The sequence below is a fragment of the Rhodococcus sp. NPDC054953 genome, assembly GCF_053609225.1.
This window is the reverse complement of the sequence record NZ_JBSGXD010000016.1, coordinates 59,420-77,258: the sequence shown is the minus strand read 5'-3', so window position 1 is coordinate 77,258 and position 17,839 is coordinate 59,420. Positions and strand designations below refer to the sequence as shown.

Below are 17,839 nucleotides of genomic sequence, written 5' to 3'. Positions count from 1 at the left end.
GGGTCCGCCCGAGCTCACGCATCGGAAGCGGCCCGGTCCGCGGTGTCCAGCACCACGAACGAGTGGCCGGGTAGGACCGTCGCCGCGCCGGTCGGGTCCTGGGTCGGCGGGTCCCACCACAGCACCGGGGTGCCGCCGACGGGGACGGTCACCGGCTCGCTCCCGAGATTGCATGCCAGTTGGATCGTGTTGCGGTGCAGCACAATCCACTGGGCGTCCTCGTCGTAGTCCACCGCGACCCGGTCGAGCCACGGGTCGGTCAGGTCGGAGCGGTCGGCGCGCAGCGCGAGCAGGTCGCGGTAGCTGCGCAGCAGCCGGTCGTGTGGCGCCGCGTCGGGTTCGGTCCAGTCCAGTTTCGACCGATCGAAGGTGCGCGGGTCCTGCGGGTCCGGGATGTCGGTCGCGGGCCATCCGTGCGCCGCGAACTCCGCGACCCGCCCCGCCGCGGTCGCCGCCGCGAGGCCCGGCTCCGGGTGCGAGGTGAAGTACCGGAACGGTGTGCTCGCGCCCCACTCCTCGCCCATAAACAGCATCGGGGTGAACGGCGAGCACAGGACCAGCGCCGCCTTGATCGCGAGCTGGCCGAAGGTCAGGTAGGCGCCGGGTCGGTCGCCGGTCGCCCGGTTCCCCACCTGGTCGTGGGTGCAGGTGTAGGCGAGCAGGGCGCTGGCCGGGGTGCGTCGGATGTCGAGCGGCCGTCCGTGGGTGCGGCCGCGGAAGGTCGAGTAGGTGCCCGCGTGGAAGTAGCCCTGCCGCAGCGTGGTCGCCAGGCACTGGAGGGAACCGAAGTCGCCGTAGTAGCCCTGGCGTTCACCGGAGACGGCGGCGTGGATGGCGTGGTGGACGTCGTCGTTCCAGTGGGCGTGCAGACCGTGCCCGCCCGCCGCCCGCGGGGTGATCAGGGTGGGGTCGTTGCGATCGGACTCGGCAATCAGGGTGAGCGGGCGGCCCAGGTGGGTGGACAGGGACTCGGTTTCGACGGCGAGCTGTTCGAGGAGATGGGTTGCGGTGCGGTCGACGAGGGCGTGCACCGCGTCCAGCCGCAGGCCGTCGATGTGGAAGTCCCGCATCCAGCGCAGCGCGTTGTCGATGACGAACCGGCGGACCGGACCGGAGTCGGGGCCGTCGAGGTTGACGGCCGCGCCCCACGCGGTGTCGCCCGTGGTGAGATACGGGCCGAACCGGTCCAGGTGGTTCCCGGACGGGCCGAGGTGGTTGTGGACGACGTCGAGGAGCACGCCGAGACCGTGCCGGTGGCAGGCGTCGACGAACCGCTGCAGCCCGTCGGGCCCGCCGTACTGCTCGTGGACCGCGTACCAGAGCACCCCGTCGTATCCCCAATTGTGGGTGCCGTTGAACGCGTTGACGGGCATCAGTTCGACGAAGCCGACCCCGAGACGGACGAGGTGGTCGAGGTGTTCGGTGGCGCTGTCGAACGTCCCCTCCGGGGTGAACGTGCCGATGTGCAGTTCGTAGACGACGCTGCCCGCGAGTTGGCGTCCGGTCCAGGCGGTATCGGTCCAGCGCGCCGGGTCGACGGAGTGCAGCATCGACGGGGCGTGGACGCCGTCCGGCTGGCGGGGCGAGCGTGGGTCGGGGAGCACGGTGGGATCCTCGTCGAGGACGAAGCCGTATCTGCCGTCCGGCGCGGCAGGGACGGTGGTGTGCCACCGGTCGCCCGCGCCGCGGATCATCTCGTGGAGTTCCCCGTCGAGGTGGAGGCGGACGCGGTGCGGACGAGGGGCCCAGACGTCGAAGCGTCGTGCGCTGCTCATGCGACCAGGATGCCGGAATCGGGTGCCGTGGGGGAGCCGGGCCGTTTTGGTCAACTGTTCAATTGGTTGGATGTCCAGTTTATCCTTGAGTGGGTTAATGATTGGCTAACGTTGAGATCTTGTGACGACTTCACGACGGTTTCGGTGTAGGTTCCAATTTGAGATTGATTGCACATCGACGAGTGCTCTTCAGACGGTTTGGGTCACCGTTCGGTCAAGTTGATGTGACGCTCAATTACGGTTCAGCTAACCGGGGAGGGTTGTCGAACGTGGCATATGTAAGTGCGTGGGGCCGCGACGGTGTGGATACCGCGTCGGGTGGGTCCTGGCGTGGTCGGGACGTGGCGGCGGCATGTGGGATTCCGGGTTGCGGGCGGCCGGTCGCGGCCGCGGGTGATGCGTGCGCGCACTGCCGGGTCGCGTATGCGACCACCCTGACCTTCGGGGAGCGGAGGCCGATGCGGGCGTGCTGCTGGGTGTGCGGCGGGCACGCGGTCGACGCCGAAACGCCCTGCTTGGACTGTGCGCCGATTGTCGGGGCCCGAGCCGCCGTGACCGGGTATGCCGTCGGGGCTGCCCCTGACATCTTCGGGGCGGCCTCGGTCGGCGGCGCCGAGCAGCGGCTCGCCTCCGTTCGATAACGCGGCCGCTCGATAGCGCAACCCGGGCTGTCAGGTTAGTCTTGACGTAGCAGTCAAACCAACCTTGACAGGAGACCCGTTGTGGACAGCCTGATCGAACGCGCGCTCGCCGCCGACATCGCCGGCAGTGTGGACGCGGTGACCGCCGCTGGGCTGGCGGAGGTGGGCAGGCAGGCCGACGTGATCGTCGGCGCAGGACCGCTGCCCGGAACTCCGGAGTGGGTGGCGGAGGAGGGGACCGAGATCCCGGCCACCCGGCAGCTCGCCTGGCAGTTGACCTCGGTGCGGCTGCAACTCGCGGCGGGCATCGACTGCTCCGACACGATCGTCGTGCTCCGCGCGGGCGGGGTGACCTGGTCGCTGATCGCCAGGGCGGCGGGCATCACCCGGCAGGCCGCGCACGAACGATGGGGCGGGCGGGTGCGCGAAGTCCTCGACCGCTACGGCGACGGCATGCCCGACAGCGTCGCCGACGACGAACCGCCGACCGGATAGGTCCGGCCGGCGGTTCGGGTGGAGCGGGGGATCAGCGCGCGGCGTTACCCAGATCGATCGGCATGTTGATGCCGGTGATGTGGTGTGCCTCGTCGGAGGACAGGAACGCGACGACGTTCGCGACATCCTCGGGTTCGCTGAAGCCGTAGGGCAGTGTCGCCATGAACGTCGGGGCGAGGGTGTCGGCGAAGCGCTCCATGAGCGGCAGCGCATCGGTCATCACCATGCCGGTGTTGACGCCGTACGGGTGCACGCTGTTGACGCGGATCTTGTGCATGCCGAGCTCGTTCGCCATGGTGCGGGTCAGCCCGGCGACGCCGGCCTTGCTCGCCACGTAGTGGCCGAAGAACGAGGCGCCGGTCAGCGCGGACACCGAGCTGGTGATGACGATCGAGCCGCCCTCGCCCTGCTCGATCAGCTTCGGGATCGCCGCCTTGCAGGTGAAGAACACGCCGGTCAGGTTGACGTCGATGGTCTCCTGCCACTGTTCCGGGGTGATCTCCCAGGACAGTGCCGCCGAGCAGATGCCCGCGTTCGCGACGACGTAGTCGAGGCGGCCGAACATCTCGAGACCCGCGTCGAGGGCGGCGGTGACGGCGGCGAAGTCGCGGACGTCGGCCTTGGTGGCGACGATCTTGCCGCCCTGTTCCTCGACCAGGCGCACGGTTTCGGCGAGGTCCTCCTCGGTGGCGCCCGCGTAGGCGGTCGAGTCGAACTTCACGCACGCGTCGAGCGCGATGACGTTCGCGCCCTCGGACGCGAACTTCACGGCCTCGGCCCTGCCCTGCCCGCGGGCCGCGCCCGTGATGAATGCGACCTTGCCTTCGAAGCGATTGCCCATGTGCTTGACGTCCTCCAGGTACCGAAGATGAGTTGTGCTTCGCATCACGGTAGATGCTGAAACGGCACGGCGTGCCACTTTGTCTCGTTCAGTGGCATGTCGGCAGGTCAGCTCAGGGTGAGCAGCGCGACCGGGCGCCGGGCGAACAGGGTGGCGAGGTCGACGCGGCCGCGGTACACGGTTCCCGTCAATCGATCGGTCCACCTCCCCGGCGGCAGCAGCACGCTGGTGTCCGCCCATCCCTGCCCGAACAGCGACACCGACAGCCGGACCGCCAGCGCGATCACCTCCTCGCCGCGGCGGAACCCGACCACGTGCCGCGCCGACGGACCGTCCGCGACCACCGGCGTGTAGCTGCCGCCGACGAAGCACCCCGGTCGTTCCCGGCGCAGTCGCAGCGACTCCCGCACCACCAGCAGCTTGGCCGACTCGTCGACCGCGGTGCCGGGGTCGAGGCGGGCGAGCAGGCGCCGCCGCACCTCGAACCCGACCGGACGCCGGTTGTCGGGGTCGACGAGCGAGTCCTCCCACAGTTCGGTGCCCTGGTAGACGTCAGGAATGCCGGGCCCGGTGAGCTGCAACAACTTCTGGCCGACGGAGTTCATCCTGCCGTGCACGGTGAGGCGACGGACCAGCGCCGACATCGACCGCGCCGCGGGCCCCCGCAGCACGGCGTCGATCCAGTCGCGCACCCGCGCCTCGTACGCCTCGTCGACGGACACCCAGTCGGTGTGGACGGCGGCCTCGCGGACCGCCTTCGTCGCGTACTCGTGCAGACGCCGTCGCAGCGCCGATGTTGGTTCGCCGTCCGCGGGCCACACCCCGAACATCGTCTGCCACAACAACAGTCCGGTCGTCGGGTCCGGGCTCGGCGTCGAGTGTTCCCAGTCATCGACCGACCGGGCCCACAGCTCCGCGACCTGGGACAGCACCGAGATCCGGGCGCGGACGTCCTCGCCGCGCTTGGTGTCGTGGGTGGAGAGGGTCGTCATCGCCGCGGGCCACAGCCGAGCCCGCTCGGCCTGCTGCTGGTGGAACTGCGGCACCGGGATCGCGAACCGGCCCGGATCGCCCCCGACCTCCTGCAGGGAGATCAGCCGCGCGGTCCGGTAGAACAGCCGATCCTCGACCGCCTTCGCTGCCGCCGCGCCGCACAGCTGCTGAAGGCGGGTCGCGGCCTCACCGCCCGCCGCGGCGGCCCCGGCGAGCGCGGCAATGCTGGCGGCGAGATCCGGTCGGGCCGCGGCGGTCTCGCCGATGGCGGTCGTGAGCACCCCCGCCGTGGTGGCGTAGTCGGTGCGGTAGACCGGGATCCGGGCCACCGTCTCGATCAGGGCGTCCGTCTCGATCAGGGCATCGGCCAGCGGCGCGGTGCCGCCCCGGATCCCGCAGTCGCGGCGGATCGCCTCGACGAGTCGATCGACCTCCGGTTTCAGCCCGCCCCACAGGACTTCGCGCTTTGCCACGACGGTCGCGTCCGCGAGAGCGGCGGCATCGCCCCGATTCCCGGTCCGGTTGAGGTGCAGCCGGGTCAGCGGCGCTTCCCCCGCCGGATCGACGAACACCCCGCCGAACTCGGCGAGGGCGTCGTATCCGGTGGTCCCGTCGATCGGGAGGGACGGGTCGAGTCGCTCACCCGCGCCGAGGACCTTCTCGATCACCAGCCATCGACGCGGACCAAGAATCGACCGCAGCCTGGTGAGGTAGCCCGCCGGGTCGGCGAGACCGTCCGGGTGGTCGACGCGGACGCCGTCGACAAGGTCCTCCGCGAACCAGGTCGCGGGCTCCCGGTGGGTTGCCTCGAAGACCACCGGATCCTCCTGCCGTAGCGCGGCAAGCGAGTCGACGGTGAAGAACCGCCGGTACCCGATCCGACCGCTGCGCCACGGCACCAGCTCATATGCCTGACGGTCGTGCACCCGCGCGGCGTCGTCGCCAGCACCGGCCGTGCCCGGCGCGACCGGGAACCGGTGGTCGTGGTACACCAGTTCCGGGCCCGCGCCGGGGCAGTGCGTGCCCGAGTCCGGGAGGTCGAGCCGCAGCGCGTCCGCATCGTCGCCGAGGATCGGGATCTCGAAACGTCCCCGGCTCCAGTCGATGTCGAAGTGGTCGGCGTGCGGCGAGTCGCGACCGCGGCGCAGCACGTCCCACCACCACCGATTCTGCTCGGGCGCCGCGACCCCGACATGATTCGGGACCAGGTCGACGACCACCCCCATCCCGCGGGCGCGCAGGTCGGCGACGAGTGCCTCGAGTGCGGGACGGCCACCCAGCGCCGCAGCCACCCGGGTCGGATCCGTGACGTCGTACCCGTGGGTCGACCCGTCGACGGCCGTCGCCACCGGGGACAGGTACACGTGCGAGACGCCGAGATCCTGCAGGTACTCGGCCAGTTCACGGACAAGCCGCAGGTCCAACAGGTCCGGCCGCAGCTGCAGCCGGTAGGTGGAGGTGACCGCCTGCACGTCACGCCGCCCGGCGCAGGACCGCCAGTGCCCGCGCGCCCACCTGCACCGATCCGCCGCCGCGGACCGTCTCGTCGGAGCGGCCGGTCGGGGTGGTCGTGTCCAGGACGACGTCCCAGCGGTCGCCCTCGACGGCGCGGTCGCCCGCGGAGGGCACGGCGAACTCGATCCCCTGGTCGTGCGCGTTGAAGCACAGCAGGAACGAGTCGTCGGTCACCGGTTCGCCGCGGTGATCCGGTTCGCGGATCGCGTCACCGCCGAGGTAGGCGGACAGCGACCGGCCGAACCCGCTGTCCCAATCCTGTTCGGTCATCTCGACTCCGGTCGGGGTGAGCCACACGATGTCGCGGTCGGCGCCGCCAGCGGGACGGCCCTCGAAGAACCGGCGCCTGCGGAACACCGGGTGCGCGGCCCGCAACCCGATGACGGTGCGGGTGAACTCCAGCAGATCCGAATTCGATTCCGCCAGAGACCAGTCCATCCACGTCAGCGGTGAGTCCTGGCAGTACGCGTTGTTGTTGCCGCGTTGGCTGCGGCCGAACTCGTCGCCGTGCGCCAGCATCGGCGTGCCCTGGCTCAGGAACAGGGTCGCGAGCAGGTTGCGACGCTGCCTCGCGCGCAGCGCGAGGATCTCCGCGTCGTCCGTCGCGCCCTCCACCCCACAGTTCCAGGAACGATTGTGGCTCTCCCCGTCACGATTGTCCTCACCGTTGGCGAGGTTGTGTTTGTCGTTGTAGGACACCAGGTCCGCGAGGGTGAACCCGTCGTGCGCGGTGACGAAGTTGATGCTCGCCCCCGGCCGTCTGCCGGTCGCCTCGTACAGGTCCGACGACCCGGTGAGGCGGGAGGCGAACTCGCCCAACGTCGACGGGACACCCCGCCAGTAGTCGCGGACCGTGTCCCGGTACTTGCCGTTCCACTCGGTCCACAGCCCGGGGAAGTTTCCGACCTGGTAGCCGCCCTCGCCGACATCCCACGGTTCCGCGATCAGCTTCACCTGGCTGACGATCGGATCCTGCTGCACCAGGTCGAAGAACGCGGACAGCCGGTCCACGTCGTGCAGTTCCCTGGCCAGCGTCGAGGCAAGGTCGAAGCGGAACCCGTCGACGTGCATCTCGGTGACCCAGTACCGCAACGAGTCCATGATCAGCTGCAGGGTGTGCGGGTGCCGGGCATTCAGGCTGTTGCCGGTGCCGGTGTAGTCCAGGTACCGGGACCGATCGCCGTCGACGAGCCGGTAGTAGGCGGCGTTGTCGATGCCCCGGAAGTTCAGCGTCGGGCCGTGCTCGTTGCCCTCCGCGGTGTGGTTGTAGACGACGTCGAGGATCACCTCGATGCCCGCCGCGTGGAACGCGCGCACCATCGCCTTGAACTCGGCGACCGCACCGGACGCCTTCGCCGCCGACGAGTACTCCACGTGCGGGGCGAAGAAGCCGACGGTGTTGTACCCCCAATAGTTGCGCAAACCCCGATCGAGCAGGACCTGATCGTGCAGGAACTGATGCACCGGCATCAGCTCGATCGCCGTCACCCCCAGCCCGGTGAGATGGTCGACGACCACCGGGTGCGCGAGACCGGCGTACGTCCCCCGCAGCTCCGCGGGCACTCCCGGATGCGTCGCGGTCATGCCCTTGACGTGCGCCTCGTAGATCACCGTCTCGTGGTACGGCCGTCGCGGCGACCGGTCGGACCGCCAATCGAAGTACGGGTTGATCACCACCGTGGTCGCCGCGGGACCCGCGGTGTCCGGGGAGGCGAGGTGAGCGGCGTCGAGGCGAGCGCCGTCGAATGCCTTGCCGTAGGGATCGAGCAGCAGAATGCGCGGGTCGCACCGGTGCCCGGACGCCGGGTCGGACGGTCCGTACACCCGAAAGCCGTATCGCTGCCCGGGAACGACGCCGGGCAGGTACGCGTGCCAGACGTGGCCGTCGACCTCGGTCAGGGCGATCCGCTCCTCGACACCGTCCCGGTCGATCAAGCACAACTCGACCGACTCGGCAACCTCGGAGAACAGCGAGAAGTTGGTGCCTGCGCCGTCATAGGTCGCGCCGAGCGGGTAGGCGCTCCCCGGCCACGCCCGGACCCGCGTCGGGGCGGGCGGATCGCTGCGCTCCATGCTCGCACACCCTAGCCTCGATGCGACATCCGGTCGCACCGGGCAGTCACCACCAGCCGCTGGCCCGGCCCAACTGTCGGTCGAGTTCGGGGGCGAGGGTGCGCGCGTAGGCGGTGGTCAGATGGTTGCTGTCCCGGTACACCAGAATGTTGCCCTCCACCACCCGGCAGCGGTCGGTCCGGCACACCCAGTCCGACAGGTCGAGGGTGTGCGCGAGCGGCAGGTCCGCGGTCGCGGCCAGCGACGGGTCGACCTCGGAAAACACCCGGGCGCGGTCGATTCCGCAGCTCACGCTGGTGCCACCCGCCGCGAGACAGTCCGCCGCCCGATAGTTCACCGAGTTCTCGGACAGCCACGGGGTGTCCCGGATCAGGGCCATCGGGATGCCGAGCTCGGAGAGCCGCGTCCACAGTCGGACGTACCCGTCGGGGGTGTGCTCACCCGGCTCGTAGGCGGGCAGCGGGCGGGTGGCGGTGCTGAACACCAGGTCCGGCGGCGCGGCGGCCAGCGCGTCGACGACGCCCTCCGACCAGGCCTCGCACTCCTCGGGCTCGGCGCCTGGCGCGGCGAGCATCACCGGGCAGCCCACCTTCATGTAGGTCTCCAGCCGCAGCCCGCGATCGCGGGCAATGATCTCGAGCGCGGGGAACCAGTGTTCGGAATGGGAGCCGCCGATCACGGCGATGGTGCGGGTGGCGGCGGGGTTGCCGTACACGCAGTGCACCGCCTCCAGCTCGCCGCCGCCCGGCAGACAGCCGTCCGCGGTGGTGACCGGCAGATCCAGGTGCGCGACGTACCGGGACGGCTGCTCCACGCGGGGCGGGGCCTCGACCCCGCCGATGATCGCGGCCGCACCCGGATAGCGGTCCGCGTCGAGCGCGGCGATCCTGTGCAGCTGGTCCGACTCCGACGCGACGATGCCGATCCAGGTGGTCGTCGTGGCCACCACCGCGAGCCCGAGCAGGCTCACGCCGCCGACGAGCGCCCGCCGCCGCAGCGACGGCGCGCCGCGGCGGATCGGCTCCTCGACCAGCCGGGTGGTGAGTTCCGCGAGGACCAGCGAGATCCCGATGACGAGCAGGCCGCCGCGCAGGCCGATGGTCGGGCGGTCCATGGCGATCAGCGTGAAGATCAGCACCGGCCAGTGCCACAGATACAGCGAGTACGCGATGTCACCGAGCCGCTGCAGCGGCGGCGACGCCAGCAGCCGCGCGGCGGGGGTGTCGAGGGTCGCGGCGCCAGCGACGATGACCGCGATCGTTGCGCCGACCGGCACCAGCGCCCACGGTCCTGGGAAGTCGTTGCGGCCGTCGAGCACCATCCCGGTCGCGACGATCGCCGCAACGCCCGCGACCCCGAGCAGCGCCCGGATCACCCGCGGCACCCGCAGGTACGGCGCGATGCAGGCGAGCAGTCCGCCCGCGAGCAGCTCCCACAACCGGGCCCCGGTGTCGTAGTACATCCACGTCTGCGGCCGCTCGCCGAAGGTGGCGTAGGCGAACGAGACCGCGGTCGCGACCGCGAGCAGCGCGATGACCGGCCCCCGGACCGCGATCCGGCGCATCCGCAGCAGCCACGCCAGGGTGAACACCACCGCGAGCGCGAGCAGGTAGAACTGGCCCTGCACCGCGATCGACCACAGGTGCTGGAGCGGGCTGACCGACGGATCCGCAGCGAGGTAGTCGCTTGCCGTCTCCGCCAGATGCCAGTTCTCCCAGAACAACAGCGCCGCGCGACCCTGCTCGGCGAGCGCCAGCCAGGCCGTCGGCGCGATCAGCAGGGTGGCGGCGACCGTCGTCGCGGCCAGCACCAGCACCAGCGGCGCCAGCAGCCGGCGGGCGGTGCGCAGCAGGACCGGACGCGGATCCAGCGAACCCGCGGACTCCGCACCGCGCACCAGTGAGCCGATGAAGAAGAACCCGGCGAGGGCCAGGAAGACGTCGACGCCACCGGACACCCGCCCGAACCAGACGTGGAACACCACCACGAGCGCGATCGCCAGGCCCCGCAGGCCGTCCAGGTCGGCGCGATGCGTCGAGCGGGTCGCGGGCGTAGGGAGGGCGGTCGTGGTGACGGGTGCGGTCGTGCGGACGGGCAAAGCTCTCCCTCGGTGCCTGCGGTGTATCGAGTTCGGGTGTGTCGGGCTCGGGTGTCGACCGCAGAGTCTAAGAGAGTGGCCGGGACCCCCACCCCACGCGTCGCGTTGCACGGTCAGGCTAACGTCGCACCGTGTGAGCACCGCGCGCTACTCGCCCGAACGCATCTCGGCCCTCGACGCCGCCCACCTGTGGCATCCGTACGGGGCGTTCCCGGCGAGCACCGACCCGCTCGTGGTGGAGAGCGCGCTCGGCACCCGGCTCCGCCTCGCCGACGGCCGCGAACTCGTTGACGGGATGAGTTCCTGGTGGGCGGCCGTCCACGGCTACCGGCATCCGGTCCTCGACGCCGCCGTCACCGCGCAGCTCGGGCGGATGAGCCACGTGATGTTCGGGGGGCTGACCCACGAACCGGCCGCCCGGCTCGCGGAACTGCTCGTCGCGATCACCCCCGACGGTCTGGACAAGGTGTTCCTCGCCGACTCCGGGTCGGTGTCCGTCGAGGTCGCGATCAAGCTGGCGCTGCAGTATCAGCGGGCCGTCGGGCGGCCGCGGCGGCACCGGCTGCTGACCTGGCGCGGCGGCTACCACGGCGATACGTTCGCGCCGATGAGCGTCTGCGATCCCGACGGCGGCATGCATTCGATGTGGACCGACGTGCTGGCCGGGCAGCTGTTTGCGCCGGCCCCGCCGCGCGCCTTCGACGCCGACTATGTCGCCGAGTTTGAGGAGCTGCTGGTGCGGCACGCCGACGAGCTCGCCGCCGTCATCGTCGAGCCGGTCGTGCAGGGTGCGGGCGGCATGCGGTTCCACGATCCGCGCTACCTCGCCGAGCTGCGCCGGATGTGCGACGAGCACGGGCTGCTGCTGATCTTCGATGAGATCGCGACGGGTTTCGGGCGCACCGGCGAACTGTTCGCCGCCGACCATGCGGGCGTCGCACCCGACATCATGTGCGTCGGGAAGGCGTTGACCGGCGGATACCTGACCCTGGCCGCGGTGCTGTGCACGACCGGGATCGCCGAGGCGATCAGCGCGGGGGAGGGCGGCGGGGTGATGCACGGGCCGACGTTCATGGGGAACCCGCTCGCCTGTGCGGTCGCGGTCGCCGCGGTGGAGTTGCTGCTGTCGCGGGACTGGCGGTCCGAGGTCGCGGCGGTGGGTGCGGGGCTCGACGCCGGACTGGCTCCGGCCCGCGATCTGCCCGGGGTCGCCGACGTGCGGACGTTCGGTGCGATCGGCGTGATCGAGATGGTCGAGCCGGTGGATATGCGCACGGCGACCGCCGCCGCCGTCGGCGCCGGGGTGTGGCTGCGCCCGTTCGGGAAGCTGATCTACGCGATGCCGCCGTACGTGTGCACCCCCGACGATGTCGCCGCGATCGCGGGCGGCATGGTCGCGGCGGCGCGGAGTCAGGGGGAGGGAGGGGCGACCGCGTCGTCGCAGTGTTGAGCGGCGACATGCTCACTTGAACACCGTTCAAGTGAGCGCGTATGGTGCGCAGTCGTGGCATTCCATGACGCTCTGAGTTGGTTCGACGACCAGGCAGCCGCCCGGGAAGCGGCAGGCCTGCGACGCGTACTGCGGCCCCGGACCGCGGGGTCGACGCTGGTCGACCTCGCCTCCAACGACTACCTGGGCCTCGCGCGGCACCCCGAGGTGCTCGACGCCGCCCAGGTCGCGCTGCGCCGCTGGGGCGGCGGATCCACCGGCTCCCGGCTCGTCACCGGCACCACCGCCGAACACGAACTGCTTGAACGCGAACTCGCCGAGTTCGTCGATGCCGAGGCCGGGCTCGTCTTCGCCAGCGGATACGCCGCCAACCTCGGCGCCGTCACCGCGCTCGCCGGTCGGGACACGCTGATCGTGTCCGATGCGGGGTGCCACGCCTCCCTCGTCGACGCCTGCCGGCTGTCCCGGTCACGGGTCGTCGTCACCCCGCACGCCGATGTCGACGCGGTCGCGACCGCGCTCGCGACCCGCACCGAACCGCGGGCGCTGGTGCTCACCGACTCGGTCTTCAGCGCCGACGGCGATCTCGCCCCACTGCTGGCGCTGCACCGCGCGTGTCGTGAACACGGCGCGCTGCTGCTGGTGGACGAGGCGCACGGTATCGGGGTCCGCGGCGACGGCGGACGCGGGCTGGTCCACGAGGTGGGTCTCGCGGGGGAACCCGACGTGGTCGTCACCGCGACCCTGTCGAAATCGCTTGCCGCGCAGGGCGGCGTCGTCCTCGGCGACGCGCGGATCCGGGCGCACCTGATTGACACCGCGCGCACGTTCATCTTCGACACCGGCCTCGCCCCCGCCGCGGTCGGCGCGGCCCGCGGGGCGCTGGCGGTGCTGCGGCGTGAACCCGAACGGGCCGCCGCCGTCCTCGGCCGGGCCCGCGACCTCGCGCGGATCACCGGGGTACCGGATCCCGAATCCGCTGTGGTGTCCGTGATTCTCGGTGACCCGCAGGTCGCGTATGACGCCTCCCTCGCGTGCCTGGACCGCGGCCTGCAGGTCGGGTGCTTCCGGCCGCCGTCGGTGCCAGCCGGGACGTCGCGGCTGCGGCTGACGGCGCGCGCGAACCTGACCGACCCCGATCTTGAGGTCATCGGGGCGGTGCTTGTCGAGGTGCTGTCGTCCGCGGGTCGACCGAGCGTGGTGCCCGCATGAGCATCGTGTGCGTCACGGGGACCTCGACCGATGTCGGAAAGACCGTCGCCACCGCAGCACTCGCGGCCTGTGCGCTCGCCGACGGGCTGTCGGTCGCCGTGTGCAAGCCCGCGCAGACCGGGGTCGCCGTCGGTGCGGACGGGGATCTGTCCGAGGTGCAACGGCTGGCGGGTGTGGTCGACGTGGTGGAGTTGGCGCGGTACCCGGAACCGTTGGCGCCGGACACCGCCGCCCGGCGCGCGGGCCTGCCGATGTTGGAGCGCGGGGCGGTGGTCGCGGCGGTTTGTGCACTGGATGCGGCCCACGACCTGACGATCGTGGAGGGTGCGGGCGGACTCCTGGTCCGCCTCGGTGCGGGAGGATTCACCCTGGCCGACGTCGCCGCCGACCTCGGCGCCCCGCTGCTGCTCGTCGCCGCCGCCGGGCTCGGCACCCTCAATCACAGTGCCCTCACCGTCGCGGCCGCCCGGCAGTCGGGGGTCGGCGTGGTCGGGACCGTGATCGGATCCTGGCCCGCGGAACCCGACCTGGCGATGCGCTGCAACATCGACGATCTTCCTGAGGTGACGGGGGTTCCGGTGGTCGGGAGGATCCCGGAGGGTTCCGGGCGGCTCGACCGTGGGGCGTTCACCGCCGCGGCTCCGGGTTGGCTGGACGGTGTAGCTGCGCTTGCCGGGGCAGCTGCGCTTCGCGGTGCATCGGCGCCGGTCCGGCAGTCGCGGAGTGGGTAGTCGCGGGTTCAGGCGCTGGGGTGCTGAGGGCAGATTCCGTCGAGGCGACGGTGGCCGCCACCGCGGCGGCGATCGTCGGTTGGGTCGGTGGGGTTCTGTGCGACGGATACTTCGTGTTCTCGCAACTCCCGCGGTGAGGTCCGCCGGTTCCACCCGAGGGTGTGACGCGCGGACTCGGCAGCAAGGGGCGCACGTACCTCGACCGGCCCGGTCCGCGACCCCTGGTGGGGTCGTGGTCCGGGCCGGATCTGTTTGGTTGCTGGAGGACTCGCTTCACCCGACGTGGATGAGCTGTCTTCGGTTGTGGGCTGGGACGGGTTGTCGATCGGGGTCGACCCATCGCGGGGGAGTGAACCTGGGGGTGCCCCCTGCACGAAGTGCTTGGGGGAGGGTGACCGTCGGCGCCGATGCGGACCTGCCAGTCGCCCTTGTGGATGAATCGGTGGTGGAATCGGCAGAGCAGCACCAGATTTGACAGCTTCGTCGGCCCGCCGTTCGACCAGTGGTGGATATGGTGACCGTCGGTCCACGCGGCGGGTCGGCCGCAGCCCGGAAAGGCGCATCCGCAGTCGCGGGCGTCGAGGGCGCGCCGGATGCGGCGGGGGATGACGCGGGTGGTGGTCCCGACGTCGAGGGGCTTGCCGTTGGCGTCCATCGAGATGGCGGTGACGGTGGCGTCGCACGAGATCATGACGGCGGTGCTGATGCCGATGGGTCCCAGCCACGGCATCCATGACGGCCCGCGGCGGATGTAGGAGCGGGCGCGATGCTCGTCGGCGGGTTCGCTACTGCCGCACCCCGAGTCGTGCGCGCCGTCTGGGTTCCGCGAGTCGTCGGATGGGGGATCCACGCGCTCGTGATCCGAGCCCTGGTTCCTGTTTCCGTTGGCGTTGCCGGTCGCGCGGGCAGCGGCAGTGGCGAGGTCGTTCACGCCGACGAAGATCGTCATGTGCGGCTTCTCGCCGCCTTCGCCGGGAGCCTGACCGGAGTCGAGGAAGTGGCGGACGATGTCGGAGAGGGCGTCGGCGCGGCGCTGGGGTGCGCTGCGCGGGTCCTCGGATTGGTCGCCGTGGGTGTTGTTGCGTCCGGGTCGCGGTGCGGAGAGCGCGGACAGGGCGCTCAGCAGTTGCTCGCCGGTGACCTTGTCGAAGTGGCCCTTGACGCGGACCCGCCCGCCTGCCGTCGGTGACGCGAAGAACTCGTTGAGCTGCTCGTTCTCGTCGTCAGCGTCGTGATCGCGTTCGAGCATGGACTTCAGGGCGGCGACCCGGTTCGCGGTGTCGGCGGAGTGCTCCTGTTCGGCGCTGGCGACGAGGTAGTCGGTGCACTGCTGTGTGCATTCGGCCACCGGGTCGATGTACTCGCCGTTCGCGTGGTCGGGGTCGATGCCGGCGAGCAGGTCGGGGATTGCATCGAGAAGATTGGTGATTGCCCGGACCTGATCGGCGTCGACGGAGCCCGAGGTGAAGGCGTCGGCGACCTCGGGACGGTTGTGCAGGCTCTGTCCGGTGGCGATTATCCGCTTGGCCTGCCCGGGGGTGAGCTTGCAGGATTCGGACAACCAGGCCTGGGTTGACGATGCTCCGAGGGTGGTGGGGATCGAGCGTTCGTGAATCTCGTGGACGAGGCGGACGCGGAGGGCATCGAGCAGGCGCAGGTGATGCGACAGTTCCGGGACCAACGCCAGCAGAGTCTGCTCGTCGAGGCGCCACGGCTCCACCCGGGTGGGTGTCGTGAGCATCTCGTCGAGTTCCATGTCCCAACTCTACTCGCACAACCGTTCGATAGCAAGGTTGTTCGACATGTTTTCTATTGCTGCGCAACAATATTCGGAATAGGAACGCGGCTAGCCGTCACGGTCGCCGGGCAGGGGGTCCAGTTTCTTTGGTGAACGGGCGCTGCGTCGGAAACGCGACCTCTGGACTTGGTGCTCGGCGGTCGGATGCTCGAGGGAAGAGCGAAGGGGGCTGCTGCGCCTGGTCGTGCAGCAGTCCCGAACCTCGCACGGCCGCATCCCGGGCTGTCGCTCGTCGGTCAGATTCGGTGTCCGATCTGCATTCGTGCGAGGTCACTGCGTAGGTGCCGCTGCCTCGGCGGTGCGGGTTATCAGGTCGATCAACTGCATGGCAGCGCGATCTGTCCGGTCGATATCGCCGGTGATGAGCCTGTCCTGCAAGATCCCGCGAAGCCCCGCGACCGCAACCGTCGCGTGCGACGCCGCATCCCGCGGGGTGCATCCACACCGCACAATGGCGTCGGTCAAGGCTCCGACGAGGCGGTTCATTGCTGAACGGGCGAAGTCCTCATAGAGGCCATGTTGTTGGGGCGCTACACCGATGACCTGCAGGAGTATTCCCGCGCTGATCGAGGACTCGCCCACGGTTGTCGACGTCCAGAGCTCCTTCAGGTGCAGGCGCAGGCTGTCCGGATCGGACACCCGCTCCAGGGGTGCGCCGAGGTCGGGATGCTGCGTTGCCAACGCCTGCACTAGCAGTTCTTCCTTGGTGCCGAAGTAGTAGATGAGCATGCGGGAACTGGTTCCCAGTGCCGCCGCCAGCGGGCGCAGCGAGAGGTCGACCAGGCCGTGCTCGCTGATGTACCTGACGACGTCGCCGAGCAGCTGGATTCGTTTGTCGTGATCGAGCGGGCGCGCCATGCCTTGACTGTAGCGAACGGTACAGGTATTGATGTCGACCATGAATGTAGCGAGTGGTACAGAAACGTTTGGTGGTCGATCGGTCGTCGTGACCGCGATGGCCGCGACGACCTCGCTCGCCGATGATGTGGATTCGACGTGGTCGGCCCTGCTGGAGGGGCGCAGTGGGATCCGGTCACTCGACGCAACGTTTGTTGCCGATTACGGTCTGCCCGTGGCGATTGGCGGCACGCTGGTCTCCCACCCCTCCGCGCAGCTCAGTCGCGTCGAACAGCGTCGGTTGTCCTTCGTCGAGCAGTGCGCGTTGACCCTCGCCCGCCGACTGTGGTGTGAGGCGGGGACCCCGAACGTGGACGATGAGCGGCTCGCCGTCGCGATCGGGACCGGACTCGGTGGGGGTGAGGCCTTGATCGGCGCGGTCGATGCGCTGCGGGAGGGCGGGTACCGGAAGGTTCCCCCGATGTCGGTGCCCATGGTCATGCCCAACGGTCCGGCGGCGACCGTCGGGCTGGAGATCGGCGCCAAAGGTGGTGTGTACACGCCAGTCTCGGCGTGCTCGTCCGGATCGGAGGCGGTCGCGCAGGCATGGCGCCTGATTCGGGCCGGTGAAGCCGACGTTGTGGTCGCTGGCGGCGTCGAGGGGCAGATTGACGCGGTGTCGATTGCGAGTTTCTCCATGATGCGCGCGATGAGCACCCGCAATCACGAGCCCGAGCGCGCGTCACGGCCATTCGATAGGGACCGCGACGGCTTCGTGTTCGGTGAGGCGGGAGCGCTGTTGCTGCTCGAATCCGAGGAGCATGCCCGTGCCCGCGGCGCCACCATCCACGGTCGGGTGCTCGGCGCGGGGATCACCTCCGACGCGCACCACATCGTCGCCCCCGACCCGCAGGGGGCCGGGATCGCGAGAGCCATGCGCGGCGCATTGGCCACCGCGTCGTTGACGAGTGCTCAGGTCGATCACGTCAACGCCCACGCCACGTCGACGCCGGTCGGCGATGCCGCGGAAGCGGTAGCCATCTCTGCCGTTGCCCCGCACGCGTCCGTCTACGCATCCAAGTCCGCGCTCGGTCACTCGATCGGGGCGGTCGGCGCGCTCGAGGCGATCATCAGCATTCTGACCCTGCGGGACCAGATCGTGCCGCCCACGCTCAACCTCGACAATCTGGACCCCGCAATCGATCTGGACGTGGTGTGCGCATCCCCGCGTCGCCAGACGATCGAGTATGCGGTGAGCAACTCGATCGGATTCGGTGGACACAACGTCGCGCTGGTATTCGGGCGGGTCCTGTGATGGCCCGGTCGGCGTCCGTGTGTGTCTCGCGCGTCGCGCAGGCGCGACGGCGTCCCGACTTTCGT

12 protein-coding genes are annotated in these 17,839 nt (G+C 70.2%); 5 read left to right on the top strand and 7 right to left on the bottom strand.

The window, feature by feature from the left end:
• Positions 1–14 precede the first annotated feature (14 nt).
• Complete coding sequence (treZ, locus tag ACWF62_RS13020) at positions 15–1,775, bottom strand: malto-oligosyltrehalose trehalohydrolase (protein WP_452630254.1); 1,761 nt, start codon at positions 1,773–1,775, stop codon at positions 15–17.
• 722 nt (positions 1,776–2,497) lie between these two features.
• Here treZ and ACWF62_RS13015 point away from each other — a divergent pair.
• Entirely contained in the window at positions 2,498–2,911 is a 414-nt protein-coding gene (locus ACWF62_RS13015) for a hypothetical protein (protein ID WP_378507867.1), read from the top strand.
• Positions 2,912–2,942: 31 nt separating this feature from the next.
• Here ACWF62_RS13015 and ACWF62_RS13010 read toward each other — a convergent pair whose 3' ends face one another.
• The 4 genes from ACWF62_RS13010 to ACWF62_RS12995 all read right to left on the bottom strand — a co-directional run bounded on the left by ACWF62_RS13010 (position 2,943) and on the right by ACWF62_RS12995 (position 10,431).
• Positions 2,943–3,752 carry a mycofactocin-coupled SDR family oxidoreductase gene (locus ACWF62_RS13010; protein WP_378507956.1) on the bottom strand — a complete coding sequence of 270 codons (810 nt, stop codon included), beginning with the start codon at positions 3,750–3,752 and terminating at the stop codon, positions 2,943–2,945.
• 107 nt (positions 3,753–3,859) lie between these two features.
• On the bottom strand, positions 3,860–6,217 hold the full coding sequence (treY, locus tag ACWF62_RS13005) for a malto-oligosyltrehalose synthase (protein ID WP_452630252.1): 2,358 nt from the start codon (positions 6,215–6,217) through the stop codon (positions 3,860–3,862).
• Position 6,218: 1 nt separating this feature from the next.
• On the bottom strand, positions 6,219–8,333 hold the full coding sequence (gene glgX, locus ACWF62_RS13000) for a glycogen debranching protein GlgX (protein ID WP_452630251.1): 2,115 nt from the start codon (positions 8,331–8,333) through the stop codon (positions 6,219–6,221).
• Positions 8,334–8,379: 46 nt separating this feature from the next.
• Positions 8,380–10,431 (bottom strand): acyltransferase family protein, encoded by a 2,052-nt coding sequence (locus ACWF62_RS12995; RefSeq protein WP_452630250.1) that lies wholly within the window; start codon positions 10,429–10,431, stop codon positions 8,380–8,382.
• Positions 10,432–10,564: 133 nt separating this feature from the next.
• Here ACWF62_RS12995 and ACWF62_RS12990 point away from each other — a divergent pair, with 133 nt between their 5' ends.
• From ACWF62_RS12990 to bioD, 3 genes are read left to right on the top strand one after another with little or no spacing between them, the layout of a single operon-like run.
• A complete protein-coding gene (locus ACWF62_RS12990; RefSeq protein ID WP_452630249.1) occupies positions 10,565–11,881 on the top strand; it encodes an adenosylmethionine--8-amino-7-oxononanoate transaminase in 1,317 nt (438 codons plus the stop codon).
• A gap of 54 nt (positions 11,882–11,935) precedes the next feature.
• On the top strand, positions 11,936–13,093 hold the full coding sequence (locus tag ACWF62_RS12985) for an 8-amino-7-oxononanoate synthase (protein ID WP_452630248.1): 1,158 nt from the start codon (positions 11,936–11,938) through the stop codon (positions 13,091–13,093).
• Positions 13,090–13,824: a dethiobiotin synthase gene (bioD, locus tag ACWF62_RS12980; protein WP_452630247.1), complete on the top strand. Its 735-nt coding sequence runs from the start codon at positions 13,090–13,092 to the stop codon at positions 13,822–13,824. Before ACWF62_RS12985 ends, bioD begins: the two co-directional genes overlap by 4 nt.
• Here bioD and ACWF62_RS12975 read toward each other — a convergent pair.
• Positions 13,721–15,580, bottom strand: coding sequence for a DUF222 domain-containing protein (locus ACWF62_RS12975; RefSeq protein ID WP_452630246.1), 1,860 nt, complete (start codon positions 15,578–15,580; stop codon positions 13,721–13,723). The two genes, bioD and ACWF62_RS12975, sit on opposite strands and share 104 nt — an antisense overlap.
• Positions 15,581–15,892: 312 nt before the next feature.
• Positions 15,893–16,480 (bottom strand): TetR/AcrR family transcriptional regulator, encoded by a 588-nt coding sequence (locus ACWF62_RS12970; protein ID WP_452630245.1) that lies wholly within the window; start codon positions 16,478–16,480, stop codon positions 15,893–15,895.
• 31 nt (positions 16,481–16,511) lie between these two features.
• Between ACWF62_RS12970 and ACWF62_RS12965 the strand changes: the two genes are divergently transcribed.
• On the top strand, positions 16,512–17,774 hold the full coding sequence (locus ACWF62_RS12965) for a KasA/KasB family beta-ketoacyl-ACP synthase (RefSeq protein ID WP_452630243.1): 1,263 nt from the start codon (positions 16,512–16,514) through the stop codon (positions 17,772–17,774).
• The last annotated feature ends 65 nt before the right edge of the window (positions 17,775–17,839 follow it).